This window comes from Solemya pervernicosa gill symbiont, assembly GCF_002020875.1.
GTDB lineage: Bacteria > Pseudomonadota > Gammaproteobacteria.
Map to the genome: position 1 here is coordinate 1 of NZ_MPRL01000114.1, position 6215 is coordinate 6215.

Annotated in this window: 5 protein-coding genes; all 5 read right to left on the bottom strand. The window is 40.7% G+C overall.

Features of this window, described 5'->3' with window-relative positions; translation table 11 throughout:
- Nucleotides 1–168 precede the first annotated feature (168 nt).
- The 5 genes from BOW52_RS16245 to BOW52_RS16265 all read right to left on the bottom strand — a co-directional run bounded on the left by BOW52_RS16245 (nt 169) and on the right by BOW52_RS16265 (nt 5980).
- Entirely contained in the window at nt 169–483 is a 315-nt protein-coding gene (locus BOW52_RS16245) for a hypothetical protein (RefSeq protein WP_078485130.1), read from the bottom strand.
- Between the two features lie 18 nt (nt 484–501).
- Nucleotides 502–966, bottom strand: a complete 465-nt coding sequence (locus BOW52_RS16250) for a hypothetical protein (RefSeq protein ID WP_135622575.1) — start codon at nt 964–966, stop codon at nt 502–504.
- Between the two features lie 200 nt (nt 967–1166).
- Entirely contained in the window at nt 1167–2981 is a 1815-nt protein-coding gene (locus BOW52_RS16255; protein ID WP_078485132.1) for a coiled-coil domain-containing protein, read from the bottom strand.
- Between the two features lie 296 nt (nt 2982–3277).
- Nucleotides 3278–4189: a hypothetical protein gene (locus BOW52_RS16260; RefSeq protein ID WP_135622577.1), complete on the bottom strand. Its 912-nt coding sequence runs from the start codon at nt 4187–4189 to the stop codon at nt 3278–3280.
- 399 nt (nt 4190–4588) lie between these two features.
- Nucleotides 4589–5980 carry a DUF6765 family protein gene (locus BOW52_RS16265; RefSeq protein ID WP_078485135.1) on the bottom strand — a complete coding sequence of 464 codons (1392 nt, stop codon included), beginning with the start codon at nt 5978–5980 and terminating at the stop codon, nt 4589–4591.
- Between the last annotated feature and the right edge of the window lie 235 nt (nt 5981–6215).

Below are 6215 nucleotides of genomic sequence, written 5' to 3' on the forward strand. Positions count from 1 at the left end.
GTGTAGGTCTTATATGGCTTGCGTTTTCTAGTCATTTGGATACTCCTATTGCGACATTGTCGCTTATTAAAAGTACCCGTTAAACTGGGGGAGGTTCAAGTTGACCGCAATAGAGAAAGCGATGACCCAATAATTATCCCACAACTGAGTCACCGCACATTGGCAAACCTAAATGGCTATCTTAACAGCATTCATCAGGGCATCTGTAACGGCATTGGCTGCATTCTGCGCCATAGCTTTAGTAATCACCTGAGCCGCATACATCTCAGCTCTGAGAGTATCACTTTCATCTTCTAGCTCTGATTTAAGCTCATCCGCAGTAATTTCACCTCTGACTCTCATTAAAGCCAGCTCAGAAAGAGCCGCTTTATTGTTTTCCAAGACCTTCTTTGCGTGGGCCTCTAAACAATTCCAATCTCCATCAACGGATTCCTTCATAGAAGAAAGCGCGCCTTCAAGAGCCGTATCAATATCAATTTTCATATATCACCATATTTATCGCTAGTTAGTTTTTTGGGTAAGCTTTTTAGCCTCTTCTGCTGCTGTCATAGCTGAGAAGTGCCTAGTGAAACGAGTCCTGTGAATTTTTGCAAGACCGGTTTTATAAGCATTGGTATCACTGTGCGCTTTTTTGTATTTAAGCCATTTATTTAACGTCTTTTCTATCACGTTTGATGATTCTGAATTTAACGGTCGTTTTTTGTTTTGAACCAGGAGCGAACGAATATCAACTTCAATTTGTATATATTTATCCTTGTATTTGCTGTACATCCTATCCGATTCTTTTGTCTCGATTAGACCACCATAGAAAACATCAACCTCTTTAGAGACTTCGTTTATTTCCTGCGCAAGCCTTGCATCATAATCCGACACCATTTTAACTGCGCAACCATTCACACTAGCAAAAGCAAGAACAGCCAGCAGAGAGTATAAAGATCTGGTTCTTCGCTTGTACTGGTTTCTCAAATTTTTCTCCCAGTATGTTATTTATACCTACTGCCTATAATTTTACACATAGACAGTAGGCACCCAATATAGACACAACTCAATTGTTACGAATTCTAAATCATGAGCATCACCTCCTTCAGAATATGGCTTGAATATGTAGCGACCACGCCTACAACGATGCGTGTCATCGATATAATTAGCCCACCCCTTAGGGATTATTATTCAGACATCACATTGATACCAGGATCACTTGTCATCTTGTCACGATAGTTTTTGATCACATCAAGTTTTTCAGTAGAGGATTGCACGCGGTGATTTGATATTAGTTCAATCTTATCTGACGCTTGATCTAGGTAGTGTTTGAGATCATCACCCGTTAGATACGTTCCACTAAGTTTATTTAATTTGTTCCACCCATCATTGAAATTACAAACAAATTTTGACGAAACATTCCCAGCTGCTAACCATTCGGCAGATTGGGTCACGAAAAATTCATCGATATTTCTTTTGATGCGACTGATAAACCCAGCAGTAAGATGGTCGCGCTGTAGCGCATCATCATAAAGCTCTACCTGCCTCACAGAATCATCCATAACCATCTGCATAAAGTCTTCAAATGACATGAAAAAGGACTTGATTTCAATTACAATTTCACGCATTCGCTTGAGCGACTTGATACTTAAATTTAGTGACTTAACTGCCAACTCAATAACTTCCTTTTCTGTAAGCTTCCCCTTTAGAAGAACGTTAATTTTGACTAGCTCTGCTGACTGCGCCCGCTTTTCCTTCTCATACGCCTCAACCTTTTCAAGCATTTTCATTTGTTGGTCACGAAGATTTTGTGCAACTCCCTGTTGTTGACTAGATTGTTTTCCCATGCTTTCGCTTAATGACTTTAAAGCGCCTTTAAGAGAATCAAGGGCAACCTTTGCTACCGATAACTTTTCATCCACATTTTTAAGGTCAGAGGTATTAGCATTAATACGTTTATCAATTGCCTCTAGTTTTGAACTCTTTGCTTCATCACTAGAACCTTCATCCTTGATAATCTCCTCCCTGTCAACTGCCAACTTTTTTCCCTTTTCCTCAAGCTCATCCTTCTCTCGCTGAGATGCCGCCAACTCTGAACTCTTATCAGCAATATCCTTCTTTGTCTTTATTACATCCGCATCTGAACCACCAGAAGAATCATCATCCTCATGATGCGCCAGTTGCCGAGGTGTGTTCGAGTTACCACCCCCAGTCAACCCACCAGTGATAGCAGGAAGCACGCCTGTAATAACGTCAGTAAAGCCCTTTACCAATGACGTGAAAAACGCCCTATCCTCCGCTTTTTCAGCACGCGATCGAATATCATTTGCCTCTTTTTCGTACTTTTGTATGTCAGCTGAGAGACTTTCCACCATACTCTCGATTTTTTCGCGATCACCATTATCCTTGGTGATCTCTTTATTTATCTCTTCCTTATTGTGTAGTCGATTGGCTAATGATTCCTGACTATGAGACGTAGTCTTTGTCGTCTCAATAATGATGTTATCGTATGTTGTTACGATATTTTCAAGATCACCTACAACAATCCCTGCGCTCTTTTTAATTTTATTCGCCAGCTCATATAACTCTTCACTGATAAAACTCTTAACTAGCTCCGGATTATCGATAGCTTTACGCACTTCACACCACTCAAAGAATAAGTCTCCAAGCAACCTTGTATTGTATGAAGCACTCTGATATGCCTTCTTCATTTTCAGCTCACTTTTTTGCTGTGCATCAACGAGTAGAGACATAAGATTATCAATGCTGACGCGTATATCGCCTTCATCTTGCGGTGTCGTATTGTAGGCTATATAGAGCAGGTCAATAGCATTGTCTGTATCAGACTTAGACTTTGACACATCATATGTCCCTTGAATTCTCCGCACATAGTCATCTACCAATGGGTGACCTGCCTCAGGCAACTCATCGAATGCGCCTTTCAGAATACTCTTAACTGTTTCATTAATGTGATTATTAATTTCCATTACACTATTTTGCATATTTCTTATCCTTCATTACTTTTACCCTCTGTTAAATATGAACATCTATTTGGAGTGTAGATTATTTATGTGGGAGCTTTTTTGGTATAAAACAAAAGTAAGCAGAAAAATATGTAACGATGCCATTAATGCGAACGGCGCCTCTACCTTACTGCCTACGCTGCACAATCGTCTCTTCTCGATTCTACAGAGCTACCTCAGCGCATCTACGCCGGCATACAATCACCCAGGCATTCTCTCCGTCGATCACTCGCGCTTTCAACTTCGAACAACCAGATAGAATAAACCGTCGGGAACTAATGGTCCTCACTAGACTCTCCATGACGATCAGTGCTTGAACAGATGACTCTATCGTTAGCCAGACGAACACCTTTATCTTTGTCTGTTGACATGGCGCTATCCATAGTTTCGGTTAGATCGACAATTTCAGATAGAAATTCCTGTGTAGCATTAGTTGTGTAACCGATTTCCTTAATATTAGGTAACTCAGTAAAAAACCCATCGAGCCTAGCAATCAGCACCGAGTAATCCATCTTCGCCGTAGCAAGATCAGACAACTTCTTCTTGACCACCACAATATTACTATCTGTCTCAGCAATACTTTGCTCATGCTTATATATATTTTCATTCAACAAGCTTAGGTCAGTACTTGCGTTATTCAGATGAGATTCTGTGTTCTGAATATCTTCTTTAAGCCGTCCCATCTTACCTGTGTGATTTTGGATTTCTGCTTTCAGACTACGTAATTCGCTTGACTGGCCCCAAACCTCGTAGTGTATATCGCATATAAACCCCAAATACCTTTTACAATCTCTAAAATCTGTCTCAATCTTGTTAGCTTTATTAATTTCACTAATAAGTCTTGACCTAACAGATTTCATCGCATTATCAGCATCTTTATATTTACTGTTAAGTGAATCTACTTCAGCATTTAACTTGACTTGTTTTTGACTTAGTTTCCTCTTTTTTTCACGCGCAATCCCAGATAATCTTTGCATATCATTACTGTAACCTTGCAAAGAAGTCGCGTTGGCTTTGTAGCACTTCTCCTTGTTAACGAGACCCTGCTCAAGTAACTTCGCATGCTCATACTTGAGTTTTAGCTCATTCAGCATTCTTGCAGGATTGTCATTAGCCATGACTGATAGCGACATAGATCCTAGAACTATCAAGCATGGAATACTGCTTGTGATATTCATCAACTTCATACACACACTCTTACTTTATTTACTGATTATTGACGCGGATCTTGTTGAATTCAGCAGTGAAAACGGCCTCCTATTATTGTTAATAACGTACATACAACAATACATATAAGTTATGTTCAGGCGCTAGGGGAGTCGCTATTTTTGCGAGAGTTTGTTTTGGGCATCCAAGCCCAAGCAAACAGCAAAAACTTAACGCGACCGTTTATGCCTGCGGCGCCCCGATATCCATGGCGGTCAGCGGAAGTAAAGTCACTGATGGATCTACGTAGAACCACACAAAAGAGAATTACGCAGCGTGCGCAAAGTAGTCACGCTCCGTATTTCATCAATGATTGCTTTGTGCTATTGATGCATGCATAGGCATGGGTACCAACAATTTGCAGCAATAGCGGCAATCTGTTACAAATCGATCCCGTATAGATTCTTGTGAACGTGCTTTTCGAAATCACGACTAGTTTTCACCGCCCAGCCATTCTTAACAACCTTTTCTCTACCATCTTTCAAGGCATCAAACTCATTGTATCCGTCAAGCAAAACCCTCAGGGTTACTGCTGCCGCAGCCTGATAGTCATAGAAGGGAGAATCTATTTTCAGCTCAGCCTTGCGCATTGACGGCTCGACCACATTTGGGAATCCAGTGATATCAAAGCTATCGCTATAGGTATTCATAAACCTCTTTTCCCAGTCTTTGTCATAGGTTCCATCTTTATGTGTACAGCCTAGAGGATCATTCTCTGCATACCCCATTGAGATCAATTTATCAGCCCATGTTTTCGCTGACTTTATAGTTGCACCATTATGATTATCTCCATACTCGTAATCCTTAATTAGAAGATCGATAAATGACCGAGGAACAAGAAGGTGATCCGTATTTACGTTTGACTTAAGGATTTTAAGTTCATCCTTTACAGAAAGACCGGGATTACTATCGATGCAAACAGGAACATCTCTCTCGCCAGTTCGTATACGGTAAAACAGGCTAACCAGGTCCGTGAATGCTTTAATGAACTCATTCTTATTGTCGCGCTCATGATATACCCACTTGCCATTAGATTTTTTCCACGCAGGTTGATAGCTGTATTTTGCAAAACCAAAATCAGGCATATGCCCCATTCTTCCATGCCCCATATTTGCATTGAAACCAGGAGGCGCGGCCTTTAGATCGTCTTTTGTCGATGCAAAACTAACATCAAGCTCCTTGATTTCTCCATTTTTATTGGTAAGAACAGAAGGCCCACAATCATTGATACTACCCTGATTAAATCCGGAAAAGTCCTGATGTGCGTAAGTATCTGAAATGATATGCGCATATATACCTGCGACATAATTAGAGACTCGCGGTCGACTGTTTATAAAATCATGATACTGATTTGGTACAGAGTCTCTAAGGTAATCTACAAAAGGGCTATTTGGTCGAGTAATAAATTCTTTTAGTTTTACTCCTTGAACGTCTCGAACTACATGGTTCTTAATATCATCGCCAACCTTGAAGTTTCCTGGCAGGAAATGAAAAAGAGCCCAAATACTCGGATCACTCTTATCAACCCACTCACTTACATTATTATACTGTGAGGTAAGAATCGGTCGACCAACATTCTCACCTTCAATATTAAAGTTGTATGAAAAGTTGCTATAGTCGCAGTAATCGACAAATAGCGAGGCTGATGCAATCTCAACCGCATCGTCATATTCAAAGCCAGCTGTGAGTGCAGCGAACATTGTTGCGTGATAGTGATAATCGTATGTCATAGAGATATATTCCTGTGTTTGTTGAATTCTGATCTTGCTCACATGAAAAGACGATGTTTTGTTAGGTAATGTGACAAGCATCTATGACTGACTGGTGTGGACAGCGAGGCTAGTGCGATTGTCCCAAGACAATCTACGCCGCCTGTATATTCATAGTTGTGATTGGGAGCGAACGATGGATAGGGGAGTCGCTATTTTTGCGAGAGTTTGTTTTGGGCATCCAAGCCCAAGCAAACAGCAAAAACTTCACGCGACCGTTTATGCCTGCGGCGCCCCG

Excerpts from the sequence above, each read along its gene's own strand:
- BOW52_RS16245 (WP_078485130.1), bottom strand. The coding sequence starts at position 483 with ATGAAAATTGATATTGATACGGCTCTTGAAGGCGCGCTTTCTTCTATG.
- BOW52_RS16255 (WP_078485132.1), bottom strand. The coding sequence starts at position 2,981 with ATGCAAAATAGTGTAATGGAAATTAATAATCACATTAATGAAACAGTT.
- BOW52_RS16260 (WP_135622577.1), bottom strand. The coding sequence starts at position 4,189 with ATGAAGTTGATGAATATCACAAGCAGTATTCCATGCTTGATAGTTCTA.